This window comes from Micromonospora sp. NPDC005087, from assembly GCF_042872965.1.
Lineage (GTDB): Bacteria > Actinomycetota > Actinomycetes > Mycobacteriales > Micromonosporaceae > Micromonospora.
Genome location: NZ_JBIALB010000014.1, coordinates 1 through 15,678, shown reverse-complemented (window position 1 = coordinate 15,678; position 15,678 = coordinate 1). Strand labels below are relative to the sequence as shown.

Sequence of the window (15,678 nt, the reverse complement as noted above, 5' to 3'; positions counted from 1 at the left end):
ACCACCACGATGGGGACGAGACGGTTCGTTTCGCCGCCGCCGCTCCGGACGCCGAGCGCACGTCGACCCGGGCGGCCGGATCAGCGGGTGCCGGCGTCGGCACAGGTGAGTGAAGGTGTCAGGATGGGTAGGTAACGCCAGCAGGGGTCATCGGGCCCGGAACGGGGGCTTGCGATGGGGCCGGGTCGAGCGTGATACGACCCAGCACGGACCTGTTCACCGACGGCGGTGACACCGGCCGGTTGATGGCGGAGCTGGACTGGACCGCCAGCCCGCTCGGCCCGGTGACCGGCTGGCCGCAGAGCCTGCGAGCCGCCGTACGGATGGTGCTCAGCTCCCGCTACCCCATGCTGCTGCTGTGGGGTGACCGCTTCTCCCAGCTCTACAACGACGCCTACTCCGCGCTGATCGGTGACAAGCACCCGGGCGCGCTCGGCGATGACGTGCGGGTGACCCTCGCCGAAGGCTGGGACGTGCTCGGCCCGCTGATCCAGCAGGCCATGGCGACCGGGGTGGCCAGCTGGGTGCCCGCCCTGCGACTGCTGCTGGAGCGGGCCGGCTACCGCGAGGAGGCGTACTTCAGCGTCTCGCACGCCCCGGCCCGCGACGACGAGGGCCGCACCGTCGGCGTACTGACCGTGTGCAGCGAGGTCACCCAGCAGGTGGTCGGCGAACGGCGGCTACGACTGCTGCGTGACCTGGCGGTACGCGGCGACGGACGCACCGTCGACGTGGACGCCACCGGCGCGCGGCTGATCGACGCGATCGAGGCCCACCCACTGGACGTGCCGTTCGCCGCGATCTACCTGCGCGACGGCACCCTGCTGCGCCGGGTCGCCTGGGCCGGCGGCGCCCCGGGTGACGCCACCGTGGCGAGGGCGCTGCCGGAGGTCACCGAGCTGACTGACCCGAGCACGGGCGCCCGCGCCTGGGGTCTGCCGGCCGCCGCCGAGGGCCGACCGACCGAGGTGACCGGCGTCGGCGATCGGCTGCCACTGCCGGCCGGCCCGTGGAAGGACCCGGTCGACACCGCGCTGGCGCTGCCGCTGCCCTCGGCCGCCGAGGCCCAGCCGCTCGGCGTCCTGCTGGTCGGGGTCAGCCCCAGCCGGGGGCTGGACGAGGCGTACCGCTCCTTCTACCACCTACTGACCCGGCAGGTCTCGGTGGCGCTGCGCAACGCGCGGGCGTACGAGGAGCAGCGACGCCGGGCCGAGGCGCTGGCCGAACTGGACCGGGTGAAGACCGGCTTCTTCACCAACGTCAGCCACGAGTTCCGCACCCCCCTCACCCTCATGCTCGGTCCGTTGGCCGACGCGCTCACCGACGCCACCGCGCCACTGGCACCGGTGCAGCGAGAGCGGGTGGAGACCGCCTGGCGCAACGCCACCCGCCTGCTGACCCTGGTCAACAGCCTGCTCACCTTCTCCAGCCTGGAGGCCGGACAGGCCCGCAGCGATGCCCACCCGGTCGATCTCGCCACCCTCACCGCCGAGCTGGCCGGCGTCTTCCGGGCCGCCATCGAGCGGGCCGGGCTGACCCTGGAGGTCGACTGCCTGCCGCTGCCCCGGCCGGTCACGGTGGACCCGGTCAACTGGGAACGCATCGTCACCAACCTGCTGTCCAACGCCCTGAAGTACACGTTCATCGGCCGGATCCGGGTCGCCCTGGAGGCCGACGGCGAGGAGGTGCGGCTCACCGTCACGGACACCGGCATCGGCATCGCCGAGCAGGAAGTGCCGAAGCTCTTCGAACGCTTCCACCGGGTGCGCAGCGCCCTCTCGCGCAGTCACGAGGGCACCGGCATCGGCCTGGCCCTGGTGCACGAGCTGGCCCGCCTCGAGGGTGGCGAGGTCCGGGTGACCAGCCGGGTCGGCGTCGGCAGCACCTTCACCGTCGCGCTGCCGTGGACGTCGGCGCGCCCCGCCGTGCCGACCGGATCACCGCCCACCGGGCGGGGCGACGCGGCCCGTGCCGCCGTCCAGGAGGCGGTGACCTGGCTGGCCGACCCGGGCGATGGCGTCTCGGAGCCCGTTCCGGCGTCCGGCTCCACCGGGGACGAGCTGACCGGGGCCCGGATCCTGGTGGTTGACGACAACAGCGACATGCGGGCGTACCTGAGCCGGCTGCTCACCGGGCAGGGCTGGCGGGTGCGGACCGTCACCGACGGTCGGCAGGCCCTCGACGCGGTCCACCGCGACCCACCGGACCTGGTCCTCACCGACGTGATGATGCCGGTGCTGGACGGCTTCGAGCTGGTCCGCCGGCTGCGCGCGGACCCGGCGACCCGGGCGTTGCCGGTGCTGGTGCTCTCCGCCCGCGCCGGAGGGGACGCCAGCGTGGCGGGCCTGAGCCTGGGCGCCGACGACTACCTGGTGAAGCCGTTCGCCGCAGCCGAGCTGATCGCGCGGATCCGGGCCGTCATCCGCCGGTCCCGCGCCAGCGCGGCGCCCCGGCCCGACGCGGCGCCGGCCTGGTCCGACGACATCCCACCGGCATTCGACGCCAATCCGGCGGCGGCGCGACCTGCCCCGGCCACCACCGTCGCGCCGATTCCGACGGCCGTGGAGCCGGCCGCGGACCCGCCGGGCCACCCGGCCGACACTCCCACCCGGAGCGCCATCGCGGAAGCGGTCGGCGACGCCCTCGACATCGGATGGACGTACCCCTCCGCGCCCGCGTCGGCGGCGGCGATGCGCCGCGACGTCCGGCTGGCGCTGAGCGGCCTGGACGTCGACCCGGACGTGCAGGAGGACCTGCTGCTCGCCGCGTCCGAGGCGGTGAACAACGCCGTCGAGCACGCCCAGCGACCCAGCCGTCCGGAGGTGCGGGTCCGGCTCCAGGCTGGCGGCGGCCTGGTCCGGATCTCGGTACGCGACTTCGGCACCTGGCGGGACCGCCGGCCGGCGATGGACCGGGGACGGGGCGCGCTGCTGATGAACGCCTACGGCGACGTGCGGCTGGTCTCCACCAGCGAGGGGACGACGGTGACCATCGAGGGTCGGCTGGCCTGAGCCGTCGGCCGTCCGCGCGACGGCCGGCGCGTCACAGCCGACGGTTGCCGGCGTCGCGGGCGATGATGCCGTCCAGCCGATCCCCCGGCACCAGCTCGGCCGGGTCGAACCAGAAGATCACCACCTGCTTGTCGGCGCTCCACCGGGCCAGCCGGGCGGCGACCTGACGGCCGTCCACAGTGCCGGTGATCCGGTGCGCCGGGCCGACGAAGTAGCCGAACGTGGGCACCGGCGCCGCGGCTCCCCCGCTGTCGTAGCCGATCTGGTGGAACCCGGGGCTGCGGTCCGCCCCCTCGACGTCGTTGACCAGCAGATCCGTGGTCAATGTGCCGTCCGGGGCGCGGCGGCCGGCGGCCAGCCCGATCTTCACCCGGGGCTGACTGGGCACCGCCACCGGCACGACGTAGTACACCCGCTGGTCGCCGCCGTGCCGGATCCCGCTGTCGACGACCTGGCCCAGTGGCGAGGGCGGCGGCTCCGCACGGCCGATCGTGGTCGCCGCCGTGGGTCCGGGCGTACCTGGCGTCGGGGAGACGCCGACCGGCGGCGTGGGGGCGACGGCGACCTGCGACGGACGATCGACCGTACGCGGATCGCCCGGTAGCGCGCCGACCACCACCGCGACGACGGCGGCGACCAGCCCGATCGCCAGCGTCGTCGCCCCGGCTCCGGCGACCCGGCGGCGACTCCGCAACCGCCGCCCGTCGCGCATGACGGCCGCCAGGTCGAGGGTGGCCTCGGGTCGCTCGGTGGCCCGCATGGCGTGGCGGAGCCGGTCCAGCTCGCTCATCGGCACGCCTCCTGACTGTCGACCGCGCTCGGTCCGGTGGCGCGCAGCTTCTCCAGCGCCCGTGAACTGGTGCTCTTGACCGTGCCCACCGAGATGGCGAGTTCCCGGGCCACCTGCGCCTCCGGGAGGTCGAAGTAGTAGCGCAGCACGACGATGGCCCGCTCGCGAGGGCTGAGCGCGCCGAGGATCGCGGTCAACCAGCGCCGGGTGGCCACCTCGTCGGCCACGTCGGCCCGCCGTTGCTCCGGGACCTCCTCGGTCGGATACTCCCGGATCGGGCGCCTCCATCCGTCCACCAGGTGGTTGACCAGGATGCGGCGGGCGTAGCCGTAGGCGTCGTCGTCGCGGATCCGGGACCAGAACGCGTAGGTGCGGGCCAGCGCGGTCTGCGCGGCATCCTCGGCCGCGTGATGATCCCCGGTCAGCAGGAACGCGGCGTGGACCAGCCGCGCGGACGCGGCCCGCGCGAACTCGACGAACTCCGCGTCACCCCGCGCCACGCCGAACCCTCCCCCGTGCCACACAGTTACGGACGGGCGAGGACCGCGAAAGGTTGAGTCTCCCTGAGATCAACTTTTTGGCGAGGTCACCCGTCTCCTCCCCTGCGGCGCCGCGGACCGGCGCGCGAGGGGAGAGACATGTCGACGAAGGCTACCCGTCGAGGCCAGGCCGCCTCCGCGACCTTGCTGCTGGTGGTGGCGCTGCTCACCGGCTGCGGCCTGCCGGCGGCCGGGCAGCCCGCCACCGGCCCGCCCACGACCGGGCCGGAACGCGTCGGGCAACCCGCGGCGGGGCGCGCCACGACCGGTCGACCGGCGGGAGCCGCCGGTGTCACGCCCTCCCCGGCCGCCCCGATCAGCTACCCCGCGACCGGCGGCGACCGCTGGTCGACGGCCGCCGCCGAGAAGTCGTCCGGGCACGGCGACAGCGGGCGGCTGCTGCGGTACCGGGTCTCCGTGGAGCGCGACATCCGCGGCCTGCCGGTGGCCGACGTCGCCGCGGCGGTCTCCGCGACACTCAACGACCCGCGCGGGTGGACGGCCGGCGGCACCTGGCGGCTGCGCAGGGTGGGCGCCGGCACACCGGCCGACTTCACCATCTACCTGGCGACCCCCGGCACCCGTGACGAACTGTGCCAGGACGTTCCGGACGGCTACACCTCGTGCCGCAACGGCCAGCGGGTGGTCCTGAACGTGGCCCGCTGGGTCAAGGCGGTGCCGGGATACGGCGCCGGCCTGGCCACGTACCGGCATTACATGGTCAACCATGAGGTCGGGCACCGGCTCGGCCTGGGTCACGAGCGGTGCCCGGGGCGGGGCCGGCCGGCGCCGGTGATGCAGCAGCAGACGCTGGGCCTGCACGGGTGCACCGCGAACGCCTGGCCGTACCCGGACGGGGTTCGCTACCGCGGGCCGATCGGGGCGTACCACGACGAGATCCCACCGCGCGAGGGCGCTCGGCCGGCTCGCTGAGGCCGGCGGCCGGACGCCACTCGTCAGGACCGGTGGCGACGCTCCTGTTCGAGCCGCTCGTCCAGCCGGCCCAGCTCGTAGATGGCATTGAGGTTGGTCGGAAGTCGGCTGACATTGCCCGGCGTCGGGCCGGGATCCGGCGCAGGGGTCGGCGCCGGCGCGGGGGCACCGGCAGCGCTGGCGGCGCGGGCCGCCCTGCGAGGACCCAGGAGCAGCAACGCCAGCAGCGCGAGGGCACCGGCGACCAGCAGGTAGTACGCCGGCAGCAGCGGCCAGCCGCCCCGGTCCGGGGCCGCGAGCGTCGGCGGGGCGACCGGATCGCCACCGTTCGGCAGCGGCACGGCCGCCTCACGGGGGGCCCGACCGCCGGCCGTGCGGTCGGGCGCGGCGGGCGCCGCCGGTTGCCGGGGACCGGTCGACGATCCGGCGGGCGTGGGGGTCGGTGCCGGCAGCATCGGCGCAGGCGTCACCGGGGCCGACGGCCCGGCGAACGGCGGCGAAGTCTGGCTCGGGGTCGCGGCCGGGGTCGGGTCCGGGTTCGGGGAAACACTCGGGGTGCCACCGCCACCGAGCAGATCGTCGACGATCTGGCCGACGCCGCCGAGCAGGCCGCCGACCGGGCCCGAGGGGGCCGACGGCGACGGCGCGGGCGACAGTGCGAGGGTCAGCACGAGTGCGACGACGGCAGACATGAGACCACCTCGGATGGGACGATGTGCCAGGCACGCTACCCCAGCGAGCGACGCCTGGGCGACCCGGCTGCGCGAGGCGGGCACGCGTGTCCGCGTGCCCGCCACGGGTGTCCGAAGTGATCAGACGGGCAGACCACCGACCTGGGTGGAGATCCAGGACCGGATGGACGGCAGATCGACGTAGATCGACGGGCCGGTGGCGCAGGTGGAGTTGTTGTTGCCGGCCCGGCTTGTCGCGCCGATCAGGTTCCACAACCCGTTGACTCGGCGCACCTGCGGGCCACCCGAGTCGCCGTAGCAGGCGCCGGCGGTGCCGTTGGTGTTGTTGGTGCAGATCTCGTACGGGCCGTTGATGCCGGAGCACCGGCTGTCGGCCACGATGGACGTGTCCAGCTCGTTGGCCACCGCGGGGGCCGAGCCGCAGCCCGGGCGGGGGCAGGTCTGGCCCCAGCCGATGATCCGCGTGGCGGTGCCGACCGCGCCGGAGGTCGTCGGAATCGGGGCCGGGGCGTAGCTGACCGAACTGGCCAGTTGCAGCAGCTTGACGTCGACGCTCGGGTGGTTGACCGCGCGGGTCACCCGGACCACGGTGCCGCCGCTGGTGCGGTTGACGCTGCCCACCCGGACCGAGGACGGCGTGGAGCAGTGCTTGGCGGTGACCGCCCAGTTGGCCTTGATCAGCGTGCCGGTGCAGCCGGAGACGTACACCATGAACGGGTAGTTCTCGGAGGCCGGCCGGCCGCCGACCACCGTCGGCCCGATGTCCCCGGCGCCGTCCCAGGTGTACGTGGCGCCGGTGACCGGCGCGGCGAGCGTGCCGGCGAACAGCGAGGTCACCCGGGACGCCTCGGCCGAGCTGGGGTTCGCGTTGCGGCAGGAGACCGGGGCGCTGCTGCCGGACATCAGGTCGGAGCAGAGGCCGGTGCGCCGGTCGGGCAGGCCCAGGATGTGGCCGAGCTCGTGGGCGGCGATCCGGTTGCGGTCGTAGCCCTGGTTGACGGCCGTGCGGCCCATCCAGATGCGGCCCGAGCCGAGCCCGGTCGGTTGCGCCCGGGGCCAGCCGTCGTCGACGTAGATGGTGATGCTGGCCGGGGTGCCGGGTTGCAGCCGGACGGTGCTGACCCGGCTGTTCCAGATCTGCGCCGCCTGGTCGAAGTTGGTGCGGAACCCGCCGGTCCGGCTCGCGTCGTAGTAGACGGTCCGTACGGCGGCGGCCGGAGCGCCGGTGGCGAGCTGCACCCCGGCCGCCGCCAGCACGGCCACCAGTACGGCCTGCGCCGCACGCAGCACTTGTCGTCGGAACATCACGCACTCCCCTGCGGTCGTCCGGCGACCACCGGCCGCCGGTCATCGATGTAGGTGAATGTTAATGTGACGGCGGTCGAGGACCGGCATAGCGGAACCGTCATACCGGCGACCGTGCCAACGCCCTCGGCGAAGGGGGCCGGAAGCGTCCACGGCACCCCCGTCGACCGCCGTTACGCGGCTGTTACGCCACGGCGAAGTGGCCGTGCCGGGGCGGGACGACCGTCGCGGCAGAGGGTCACCGGCAACGCCGCCGCGGCGTGGCCCCGAGCATCGGACGGAGGCACCACGATGAGGATCAGAAGCGCACTGACGGCGCTGGCGGTCGTACTCGCCGGGCTGGTCGCCAGCGCGGGCAACGGCGCCGCGGCCGGCACCACCACGGCGACGACCATGGCCCCGTACTGCGGTATCACCTGGGGCAGCGCGGAGAAGTCGGCCGGCGCCCTGAGCACCGCCCCGCTGGTCGACGTGCGGACCGGTCGGCACGACTGCTACGACCGGGTGGTATTCGAGTTCGCCGGGTCGGTGGACGGGTACGCGGTCGGCTACGGCGAGACGTGGACTGAGGGCGAGGGGTTGGCGCTGTCGCCGTACACCGCCGGGGGCGCGCTGCTGCGGGTCTCCCTGCGGGCCCCCGCGTACGACGACTCCCGCCTGGGCACCGTTCCGTACCGGGTCGGTGAGCACGCCGCGAACCTGCTGCGTTACCAGACGCTGCGCGACGTCGTCTTCGGCGGCAGCTTCGAGGGCTACACCACCTTCGCGGTCGGCGTGCGGGCCCGGCTGCCGTTCCGCACGTTCGTGCTGGCCGGCCCCGGCGGGCACAGCCGGATCGTCCTCGACGTAGCCCACCAGTGGTGACCGAAGGAAGGGCCCCTCTTTATCGCCTGGCGATAAGAAGGGGCCCTTCCTTCCGGGTCCGGGCGGGCCACCGACACCGACCGTTTCGCCAGGGCTGCGCACCGTCGCGGCGGGTCTACCCTCAGGTCATGGAGGGCCGCCTGCTGGTGGTCGAGGACGATGCCTCCATCCGGGAGGTCACCGCCCTCGGTCTGCGCCGCGCCGGCTTCCGGGTCGACACCGCCGCCGACGGGCGGCAGGCCCTGGCGGCGTGGCGGGCCCGTCCGGTCGATCTGATCGTGCTCGACGTCATGCTGCCCGGCCTGGACGGCCTGGAGGTCTGCCGGGAGATCCGGCGCAGCAGCCAGGTGCCGATCCTGATGCTGACCGCGCGCACCGACACGCTCGACGTGGTGGTCGGGCTGGAGTGCGGAGCGGACGATTACCTGCGCAAGCCGTTCGACCTGCCCGAACTGGTGGCCCGGGTTCGCTCGGTGTTGCGCCGGGCGAGCGCGCCGGTCACGTCGAGCACCATCGAGGTCGGCGGCCTGGAGATCGACCCGGGTAGCTTCGTGGTCCGCCGGGACGGCCGGGAGGTGGCGCTGACCGCCACCGAGTTTCGCCTGCTGCTGGAGCTGGCCCGCCGACCCGGGCAGGTCTTCACCCGGGAGCTGCTGCTGGACCTGGTCTGGAACCACAGCTTTCTGGGCGACTCGCGGCTGGTCGACGTGGCGGTGCAACGGCTGCGCGCCAAGGTCGAGGACGACCCGGCGCACCCTCGGCTGGTACGCACCGTACGCGGCGCCGGCTACAAGCTGTCCACGGGCTGACAGGAGGTCGGCGATGGCCGGACGCGCAGTGCCCCCGGGCCGCCTGCGGCGACGGCTGACGATCGCGTTCGTGCTGGTCGCCGGGGTTTCCGCCGGACTGCTCGCCGGGGGCACCGGGCTGCTGCTGCGGCAGTCCTGGTTGGACGCCTCACTGCACCAGGCCGCCGCCGACGCCCGCTACCAACTCGTCCTCGCCGGACAGTTCCTGCCGTTGACCGACCAGCGCAGCACCGAGCTGCTCACCAGTTTCGAGGGCAGCGGCCGGCACGTGGTGCTCGTCGACGGTCCGGCCCGCCCCTCGCACCCGTCGTACGCCCCGACGCTCGGCTCCCAACTGCGGGCCACTGTCGCGGACGGGCAGCTCGGCTACCAGCGGTCCGCGCCGGCGGAGCGCCCACGGCTGCTGGTGGTCGGCGGCCGTATCCCCGGCTCGACCGCCGAGCTGTACGTGATCACCGTCGAGGACGACATCGCCGCCGACCTGGGCCAGCTGCGCACCGCGCTGCTGGCCGGCTGGGTGCTGGTGGTGCTGCTCGCCGCCGGGGTGGGACACCTGCTGGCCCGCCGCACGCTGGAGCCGGTGGGCCGGGCCAGCCGGGCCGCCCGGGCGCTCACCGAGGGCCTGCTCGCCACCCGACTGCCGGTACGCGGGCGGGACGAGTTCAGCGTCTGGGCGGCGTCGTTCAACGAGATGGCCGAGGCGCTGGAGTCGAAGATCGCGGCGCTCTCCGCGGCGCAGGCGCGGGAGCGGCGGTTCACCGCCGACGTCGCGCACGAGCTGCGTACCCCGGTCACCGCCCTGGTGGCCGCGGCCTCGTTACTGCGCGAGCACCTGGACCAGCTGCCCGGCGACGCCCGACCGGCCGCGCGGCTGCTGGTCGGTGACGTGGTCCGGCTTCGCCGGCTGGTCGAGGACCTGATGGAAATCTCCCGGCTGGACGCCGGCCGGGAGCGGCTCAGCGTCGAGCCGGTCGACGCGCCAACACTCCTGCGCGGGATCGTCGCGGCGCGCGGCTGGTCGGAGCGGGTGCTGGTCACCGGTGAACCGCTCGCGCTGCGCACCGACCCGCGCCGGCTGGAACGGGTGCTGGCCAACCTGGTCGCGAACGCGGTCGAGCACGGCGGCGGCGAGATCCGGGCCACCGTGACCGGGGACGGCCCGGTGGTCGTCTTCGAGGTCACCGACCAGGGGCCGGGCATCCCGCCCGAACACCTGCCGCGCCTGTTCGACCGGTTCCACAAGGTCGACCCGTCCCGTTCGGCGCCGGGCAGCGGGCTCGGGCTCGCCATCGCCCGGGAACACGCCGCCCTGCTCGGTGGGGTGCTGACCGCGCACAGCGAGCCGGGCGCGGGCAGCCGGTTCCGCTTGGAGCTGCCCGCCCCCGGCCCCGCCCAGCCGCACGACGGCACGCCGCGCCCGGTCGAACATCCCGACGACCGCGCCCCGGCACGGCCGCCCGGAGGCGGGCGCACGGCCCGCACAGCGCCGTCGGGTGGTGCGGGGTGAGCCCGCGCGGTGCGGCCCGGCTGGCCGCGCCGGTGCTCATCGCCGCGCTGCTCGTCGGCGGGTGCGGCACCCCACGCTCCGGCGTCCTCGGCCCGGCGCCCACCGCCGCGCCGTCGAGCACACCCGCGTCCACCGGGCGCCCCGACCCGACCCCCACCCCGTCCGCGGAACCGCCACCGTCGCCCACCGGCACCCCGGCCCGGACGCCGGCACCGTCCGCCACCGGTACGCGCCCCCGGCCGGACACGGTGACCATCGAGCTGTGGTACGTCCGTTCCGGCCAGCTCGTCCCGACCCACCGAACCCGGCCGGCCACCGTGGCGACGTCCCGGCTGGCGTTGACCGAGCTGGCCGCCGGGCCCACGTCGGCGGAGGCCGCGACCGGGCTGGCCACTCTGCTGCCGGCCGGCGTCGAGGTCACCCGGATCGCCGACGGCGTGGCGACGCTCGGGGCGGTCCCCTCCGCCGACGACCCGGCGGAGCGCCGGCGGCTGCGCGAGGCACAGGTGGTGTGGACGCTCACCCAGTTCCCCACCGTGCGGCAGGTCCGCTTCGGCGGTGGCGCCCCGGTCGGCCGGGCCGACTACGCGGACCTGCTGCCGCCGATCGTGGTCACCGGCCCCGGTGTCGGCGAACGCGTCACCGCCCCGCTCACCGTCACCGGCACCGCCGACGTGTTCGAGGCCACGGTGAGCGTCCGGGTCCTGGACACCGCCGGCCGGGAGGTGGCCACCGGCTTCGGCACGGCGAGCTGCGGGAGCGGCTGCCGGGGCGGGTACCGGGTGGTGGTCGGCTGGCGCACCGTCCGCGAGCAGCGCGGGACCATCGAGGTGTACGAGGTGTCCGCCCGTGACGGTTCCCGGATCAACACGGTGGCCGTCCCGGTGCTCCTCGCCCCCTCCGCGGGAGGCTGAGTACCCGGTTCACCTGCCGGACACCGGCCAGAAACGTAATCGTTTCGTCCACCCGGTGCGACGCAACTCATAAAACCCTGCACGATCTCCAGATCGCGAACTAGGTTCAGTACGACATCGTTTCGGGGGGGGGGTCGGGATGCTGGGTGGTCAGCAGGTGGGCACGGGTGCCGCGGTGCCGGCTGCCCGGGGTGCCCGGTGCACCGACACCGACCTGTTCGCCGTGGTCATCGACCTGCTGCGCGAGGTCGGCTACGACCGGACGACGATCGACGCCATCGCCGCCCGGGCGCACGTCAGCAAGGCCACCATCTACCGGCGCTGGGACGGAAAGGCCGAGCTGATCGTCGCCGCGCTGCGCGACCGGCACGTGGACGTGCACAACCCGCGGGACACCGGCTCCCTGCGCGGCGACCTGATCGAGTTGCTGCGTGCCACGGCCGCCATCTGCAGGGCCGACGGTGACCTGATGCAGGCGTTGACCTTCGCCATGCGGACCAACCCAGAGCTGGAACGACTGGTGCGCCACCAGGTGCTGCCAGCCGGGCGGGTGGCCAGCACGGCCATCCTGGTCCGCGCCGCCGCCCGAGGCGAGATCCCGCCCGAGGCCGGCGAACGGGACCTGTTCCACGACCTGGCGCCCGCCCTCACCATGTCCCGCATCGTCGCGCACGGCCTACCGGCCGATGACGCGTTCCTCACCCAGGTCGTCGACCAGGTGCTGATTCCGGTGCTCCGCTACCAGCCCGACCGCCCGTCTCGGCCCTGACTCGACCGGCTCCGCTCCTGATCTACAGACACACGGAAGGCTTCACCATGCCCGGAACTACCTCGACCGCTCCCGGCGCGCCCGGCGCCGGGACGTCGACGAACGCGCCGCACCCGCGGCGCTGGATCGCGCTGGCGGTCATCGCGGTCTCACAGCTCATGGTGGTCCTGGACGCCACGATCGTGAACATCGCCCTCCCCCAGGCCCAGTCCGACCTGGGAATCACCGACGCGAACCGGCAGTGGGTGATCACCGCCTACACGCTGGCCTTCGGTGGCCTGCTGCTGCTCGGCGGCCGGATCGCCGACTACTGGGGCCGCAAGCGCACCTTCCTGGTCGGCATGACCGGCTTCGCGCTGGCCTCCGCGCTCGGCGGTCTGGCCACCACCGGCGGGATGCTCTTCGCCGCCCGCGCGTTGCAGGGCGCCTTCGGCGCGCTGCTCGCCCCGGCCGCGCTGGCGCTGCTCACCGTCCTGTTCACCGAGGCCACCGAGCGGGCCAAGGCGTTCGCCGTCTACGGCGCGATCGCCGGCGGCGGGTCCGCGGTCGGCCTGCTGCTCGGCGGGGTGCTCACCGAGTACGCCGACTGGCGCTGGTGCCTGCTGGTCAACATCCCGGTCGCCGCGGTCGCGATCGCCTTCGCCCTGCCGCTGGTGCCGGAGAGCCGGGCGCACGGCAACACCCGCTACGACGTCCCCGGCGCGGTCGTCGTCACCGCCGGTCTGGTCTCCCTGGTGTACGGCTTCACCAAGGCCGCCGAGGACGGTTGGGACGCCGCCGCGACGCTCGGTTTCATCGCCGCCGGTGTGGTGCTGCTCGCCGCCTTCGTGGTGATCGAACTGCGCTCCAACCACCCGCTGCTGCCGATGCGGATCATCCTGGACCGCAACCGGGGCGGGGCGTACCTCGCCTCGACGCTGATCGGCGCCGGCCTGTTCGGCGCGTTCCTCTTCCTGACCTTCTACTTCCAGGTGGTGCTGCAGTACAAGCCGCTGGAGGCCGGTCTCGCCTCGCTGCCGGTCACCGCCGGCGTGCTGATCGCGGCGGGTGGCGCCAGCCAGTTGATGCCACGGTTGGGCGCCAAGCCGCTGATGGTCGGCGGCGCCGTGCTCGCCGCCGTGGCCATGCTGCTGCTGACTCAGATCGACGTGGACACGTCGTTCCTCACCCACCTGCTGCCGGCCCAGGTCATCCTCGGCATGGGTCTCGGCTTCACCTTCGTGCCGCTGTCCAGTCTCGCCCTGGTCGGGGTGCCGGAGCACGACGCGGGCGCGGCCAGCGCGACGCTGAACGCCACCCAGCAGATCGGCGGCTCGTTGGGCACCGCATTGCTGAACACCATGTACACCAGCGCGGTCGCCACCTACCTGGTCTCGCACGTACCGAGCCCGGCCAACCAGATCGAGGCGCTGGTGCACGGCTACAGCGTGGCGTTCGCCTGGGGCGCGGCCCTGATCGTGCTCGCCGGGCTGGCCACCCTGCTCCTGATCAAGGTGCGCAAGGAGGACATCCCGGCCGGTAACGCCGTGCACATGGGCTGAGCCGACCGACGCGTCCGCCGGCCGGTCCGCTCCCCACGCGGGCGTGGGCCGGCCGGCGGCCGCGTCCGGTAACGTCCCGACCACCGTCGAAAATCCCGTTGAGGAGACATATGTCCACGGCTGCCGATCAGATCATCAGCGCGCTGCGCGCGGGCCACGAGGAGCTCGCCGCGCTCGTCCGGGACCTCAAGGAGGACGACCTCCTTCTGCCGTCGGGGGCCAGTGAGTGGCAGGTGTCCCAGGTGCTCAGCCACCTGGGCAGCGGCGCGGAGATCAACCTCGCGACGCTGACCGCCGCCCGCACCGGCGCGCCCGGCCCGGATGGCGACTTCAACCGCGGCGTCTGGCAGCGCTGGGACGCGATGCCCCCGGCCGAGCACGCCGCCGGGTTCCTCGAGGCCAACCAGCGGCTCATCGAGACATACGAGGCGTTGGACGCCGAGAGCCGGGCCTCGCTGCGGATCGACCTCGGCTTCCTGCCGGACCCGGTCGACGTGGCCACCGCGGGCCGGTTCCGGCTCAGCGAGTTCGCGCTGCACCAGTGGGACGTCGAGGTCGCGTTCAACCCGTTCGCGGCGGTGACGCCGGGGGCGGTGCCGCTGCTGCTCGACCAGATCGGCGGCATGCTGGCGTGGACCAGCCGGCCGCAGGAGCTGGCCGGCCGGGAAACCGCCCTGCTGGTACGGCTGCACGAGCCCGAGCAGACGTACGGGCTGCGGCTGGGCGAGCACATCGAGCTGACCGACACGCCGGAGCAGCCGGACGGCGAGCTGACCGCCCCGGCCGAGGCGTGGCTGCGCCTGGCCACCGGGCGGCTCGGCCCCCAGCACACCCCGGACGGTGTGCGGGTGACCGGCCCGGTGAGCCTGGACGACCTGCGGCGGGTCTTCGCCGGCTTCTGATCCCTACCAAGGCGCCGGGTCCTCCACCATCAGCGGTCCCGACCCGGCGTGGGATACATCGAGCGCTCCGCAACGCAGCCGCTCGACCACCGCGCGGCCGGTGACGGCACCGTCCCGGCCGCGCGGCGCATCGATCACGTTTGCTCCTCAGAAACACCACTTGGCGAAGGTGCACGACCACCTTCGCGAGGATCCGAGGTTTACAACAGCCCTCGACCATACCGCTCACGGGAAGGGGCCTCCGTGAGGATGTTCCCTTCCAAGGCGAAGGAATGGCCTCCTTCCACGACGGCGCAGTAAACCTCTTCGATCGCTTGGGTCCTCCGGACCTCCCGCAGAGTCCATCCTCGCCGCTCGACAGCTTTTCGGTTTGCCGACCAACGTTTGCGATGCTCGTGCAGGAGAAAGAATTCTGGGCCGAGGTCCGCTCGAGAGATTCCCATGACATAGATCGCAGTGTCAACTGACCCGTACCCGCGACGCATCCGACTTCTGATGGGGGGAGAGTCCAAATTCCGATCGCGTCGCATGCAGTCTTGACAAACTCCAAGTTCTGCCGATCCGCAGACCAGATCGATGGCCGGCCCGTACTTCCGACATCGCCATCCGCGGCGAAATATCCGGCGAGCCACCCATAAATCACGTCCGCATTTCCCTCTATTGGCGGCTACTCCCGCTTCCATTCTCGCGGAAGCCCGCCCAACCTCCGGTAACGCTTCACCTCGCCACCGGCTAAACGCTCTTCGGTCACCTCGCGCGACGGTACATGGAGCTTCCGACTCGGAAGATCGGGGCGATACACGTAGTAGTAGGTGGCCAACCGGTCGACGTTGTCGAAGTAGGGGAGGACGGCGTCATCCTTGTCGCCATAGAAGGAAGCATGAGCAAAACCATCGCCGGAGATAGAGCCATCTCCGAAGACGAAGCCACGAGCAACTCCCATCCGCGATAACGCAACTCCTCGCAACGGCGGCGGAAACGCATAGTCGAGACGATCTCCAACCCTAAGAGCGTCCGCCAGTAGGTCATCGGATGCGAGGGCTGCGGGGTCGGGTGTCCCACCGGTAGTGCTTCCACGCCCGCACGATGATGCTACGGATGG

Annotated in this window: 14 protein-coding genes and 1 pseudogene; 9 read left to right on the top strand and 6 right to left on the bottom strand. The window is 73.2% G+C overall.

The genetic code is table 11. The features are described 5' to 3' along the window. The first annotated feature begins 191 nt into the window (after window positions 1–191). Window positions 192–3,011 (top strand): ATP-binding protein, encoded by a 2,820-nt coding sequence (locus ACFYPS_RS26875; RefSeq protein WP_387327854.1) that lies wholly within the window; start codon window positions 192–194, stop codon window positions 3,009–3,011. A gap of 31 nt (window positions 3,012–3,042) precedes the next feature. On the opposite strand, the gene ACFYPS_RS26870 is transcribed toward ACFYPS_RS26875, so the two are convergent. After that, the gene (locus ACFYPS_RS26870; protein ID WP_354966641.1) at window positions 3,043–3,801 is read right to left on the bottom strand and encodes a hypothetical protein; all 759 of its coding nucleotides are present in this window, start codon (window positions 3,799–3,801) and stop codon (window positions 3,043–3,045) included. Continuing rightward, complete coding sequence (locus ACFYPS_RS26865) at window positions 3,798–4,301, bottom strand: SigE family RNA polymerase sigma factor (protein ID WP_387327851.1); 504 nt, start codon at window positions 4,299–4,301, stop codon at window positions 3,798–3,800. Before ACFYPS_RS26865 ends, ACFYPS_RS26870 begins: the two co-directional genes overlap by 4 nt. Window positions 4,302–4,439: 138 nt before the next feature. Between ACFYPS_RS26865 and ACFYPS_RS26860 the strand changes: the two genes are divergently transcribed. Then, on the top strand, window positions 4,440–5,273 hold the full coding sequence (locus ACFYPS_RS26860) for a DUF3152 domain-containing protein (protein WP_387327848.1): 834 nt from the start codon (window positions 4,440–4,442) through the stop codon (window positions 5,271–5,273). A gap of 23 nt (window positions 5,274–5,296) precedes the next feature. Here the strand turns inward: ACFYPS_RS26860 and ACFYPS_RS26855 are convergent, their stop codons facing one another. Further along, window positions 5,297–5,965 carry a hypothetical protein gene (locus ACFYPS_RS26855; protein ID WP_387327846.1) on the bottom strand — a complete coding sequence of 223 codons (669 nt, stop codon included), beginning with the start codon at window positions 5,963–5,965 and terminating at the stop codon, window positions 5,297–5,299. 120 nt (window positions 5,966–6,085) lie between these two features. Then, window positions 6,086–7,270, bottom strand: coding sequence for a snapalysin family zinc-dependent metalloprotease (locus tag ACFYPS_RS26850; protein WP_387327844.1), 1,185 nt, complete (start codon window positions 7,268–7,270; stop codon window positions 6,086–6,088). Between the two features lie 291 nt (window positions 7,271–7,561). Between ACFYPS_RS26850 and ACFYPS_RS26845 the strand changes: the two genes are divergently transcribed. The 7 genes from ACFYPS_RS26845 to ACFYPS_RS26815 all read left to right on the top strand — a co-directional run bounded on the left by ACFYPS_RS26845 (window position 7,562) and on the right by ACFYPS_RS26815 (window position 14,576). Further along, window positions 7,562–8,134, top strand: coding sequence for a hypothetical protein (locus ACFYPS_RS26845; RefSeq protein WP_354966646.1), 573 nt, complete (start codon window positions 7,562–7,564; stop codon window positions 8,132–8,134). A 128-nt stretch (window positions 8,135–8,262) separates the two neighbouring features. Next, window positions 8,263–8,943: a response regulator transcription factor gene (locus ACFYPS_RS26840; RefSeq protein WP_354966647.1), complete on the top strand. Its 681-nt coding sequence runs from the start codon at window positions 8,263–8,265 to the stop codon at window positions 8,941–8,943. Between the two features lie 13 nt (window positions 8,944–8,956). Then, window positions 8,957–10,450 carry an ATP-binding protein gene (locus tag ACFYPS_RS26835; RefSeq protein ID WP_387327840.1) on the top strand — a complete coding sequence of 498 codons (1,494 nt, stop codon included), beginning with the start codon at window positions 8,957–8,959 and terminating at the stop codon, window positions 10,448–10,450. Next, window positions 10,447–11,364, top strand: a complete 918-nt coding sequence (locus ACFYPS_RS26830; RefSeq protein ID WP_387327837.1) for a Gmad2 immunoglobulin-like domain-containing protein — start codon at window positions 10,447–10,449, stop codon at window positions 11,362–11,364. Before ACFYPS_RS26835 ends, ACFYPS_RS26830 begins: the two co-directional genes overlap by 4 nt. A gap of 139 nt (window positions 11,365–11,503) precedes the next feature. Beyond that, complete coding sequence (locus ACFYPS_RS26825) at window positions 11,504–12,133, top strand: TetR/AcrR family transcriptional regulator (RefSeq protein ID WP_387327834.1); 630 nt, start codon at window positions 11,504–11,506, stop codon at window positions 12,131–12,133. A gap of 47 nt (window positions 12,134–12,180) precedes the next feature. Continuing rightward, window positions 12,181–13,674: an MFS transporter gene (locus ACFYPS_RS26820; RefSeq protein ID WP_354966651.1), complete on the top strand. Its 1,494-nt coding sequence runs from the start codon at window positions 12,181–12,183 to the stop codon at window positions 13,672–13,674. Between the two features lie 110 nt (window positions 13,675–13,784). Continuing rightward, a complete protein-coding gene (locus tag ACFYPS_RS26815; RefSeq protein ID WP_354966652.1) occupies window positions 13,785–14,576 on the top strand; it encodes a maleylpyruvate isomerase family mycothiol-dependent enzyme in 792 nt (263 codons plus the stop codon). A gap of 523 nt (window positions 14,577–15,099) precedes the next feature. Here the strand turns inward: ACFYPS_RS26815 and ACFYPS_RS26810 are convergent. Both ACFYPS_RS26810 and ACFYPS_RS26805 read right to left on the bottom strand, forming a co-directional pair. Further along, window positions 15,100–15,219 (bottom strand): annotated as a pseudogene (locus ACFYPS_RS26810) (LAGLIDADG family homing endonuclease); the annotation flags it as partial. Window positions 15,220–15,243: 24 nt separating this feature from the next. Further along, window positions 15,244–15,519 (bottom strand): hypothetical protein, encoded by a 276-nt coding sequence (locus tag ACFYPS_RS26805; RefSeq protein ID WP_354966653.1) that lies wholly within the window; start codon window positions 15,517–15,519, stop codon window positions 15,244–15,246. Window positions 15,520–15,678: the final 159 nt, after the last annotated feature.

Coding starts and splice junctions, on each gene's coding strand:
- ACFYPS_RS26855 (WP_387327846.1), bottom strand. CDS start 5,965: ATGTCTGCCGTCGTCGCACTCGTGCTGACCCTCGCACTGTCGCCCGCG.
- ACFYPS_RS26860 (WP_387327848.1), top strand. CDS start 4,440: ATGTCGACGAAGGCTACCCGTCGAGGCCAGGCCGCCTCCGCGACCTTG.
- ACFYPS_RS26815 (WP_354966652.1), top strand. CDS start 13,785: ATGTCCACGGCTGCCGATCAGATCATCAGCGCGCTGCGCGCGGGCCAC.
- ACFYPS_RS26850 (WP_387327844.1), bottom strand. CDS start 7,270: ATGTTCCGACGACAAGTGCTGCGTGCGGCGCAGGCCGTACTGGTGGCC.
- ACFYPS_RS26820 (WP_354966651.1), top strand. CDS start 12,181: ATGCCCGGAACTACCTCGACCGCTCCCGGCGCGCCCGGCGCCGGGACG.
- ACFYPS_RS26845 (WP_354966646.1), top strand. CDS start 7,562: ATGAGGATCAGAAGCGCACTGACGGCGCTGGCGGTCGTACTCGCCGGG.
- ACFYPS_RS26870 (WP_354966641.1), bottom strand. CDS start 3,801: ATGAGCGAGCTGGACCGGCTCCGCCACGCCATGCGGGCCACCGAGCGA.
- ACFYPS_RS26840 (WP_354966647.1), top strand. CDS start 8,263: ATGGAGGGCCGCCTGCTGGTGGTCGAGGACGATGCCTCCATCCGGGAG.
- ACFYPS_RS26805 (WP_354966653.1), bottom strand. CDS start 15,519: ATGGGAGTTGCTCGTGGCTTCGTCTTCGGAGATGGCTCTATCTCCGGC.
- ACFYPS_RS26825 (WP_387327834.1), top strand. CDS start 11,504: ATGCTGGGTGGTCAGCAGGTGGGCACGGGTGCCGCGGTGCCGGCTGCC.
- ACFYPS_RS26835 (WP_387327840.1), top strand. CDS start 8,957: ATGGCCGGACGCGCAGTGCCCCCGGGCCGCCTGCGGCGACGGCTGACG.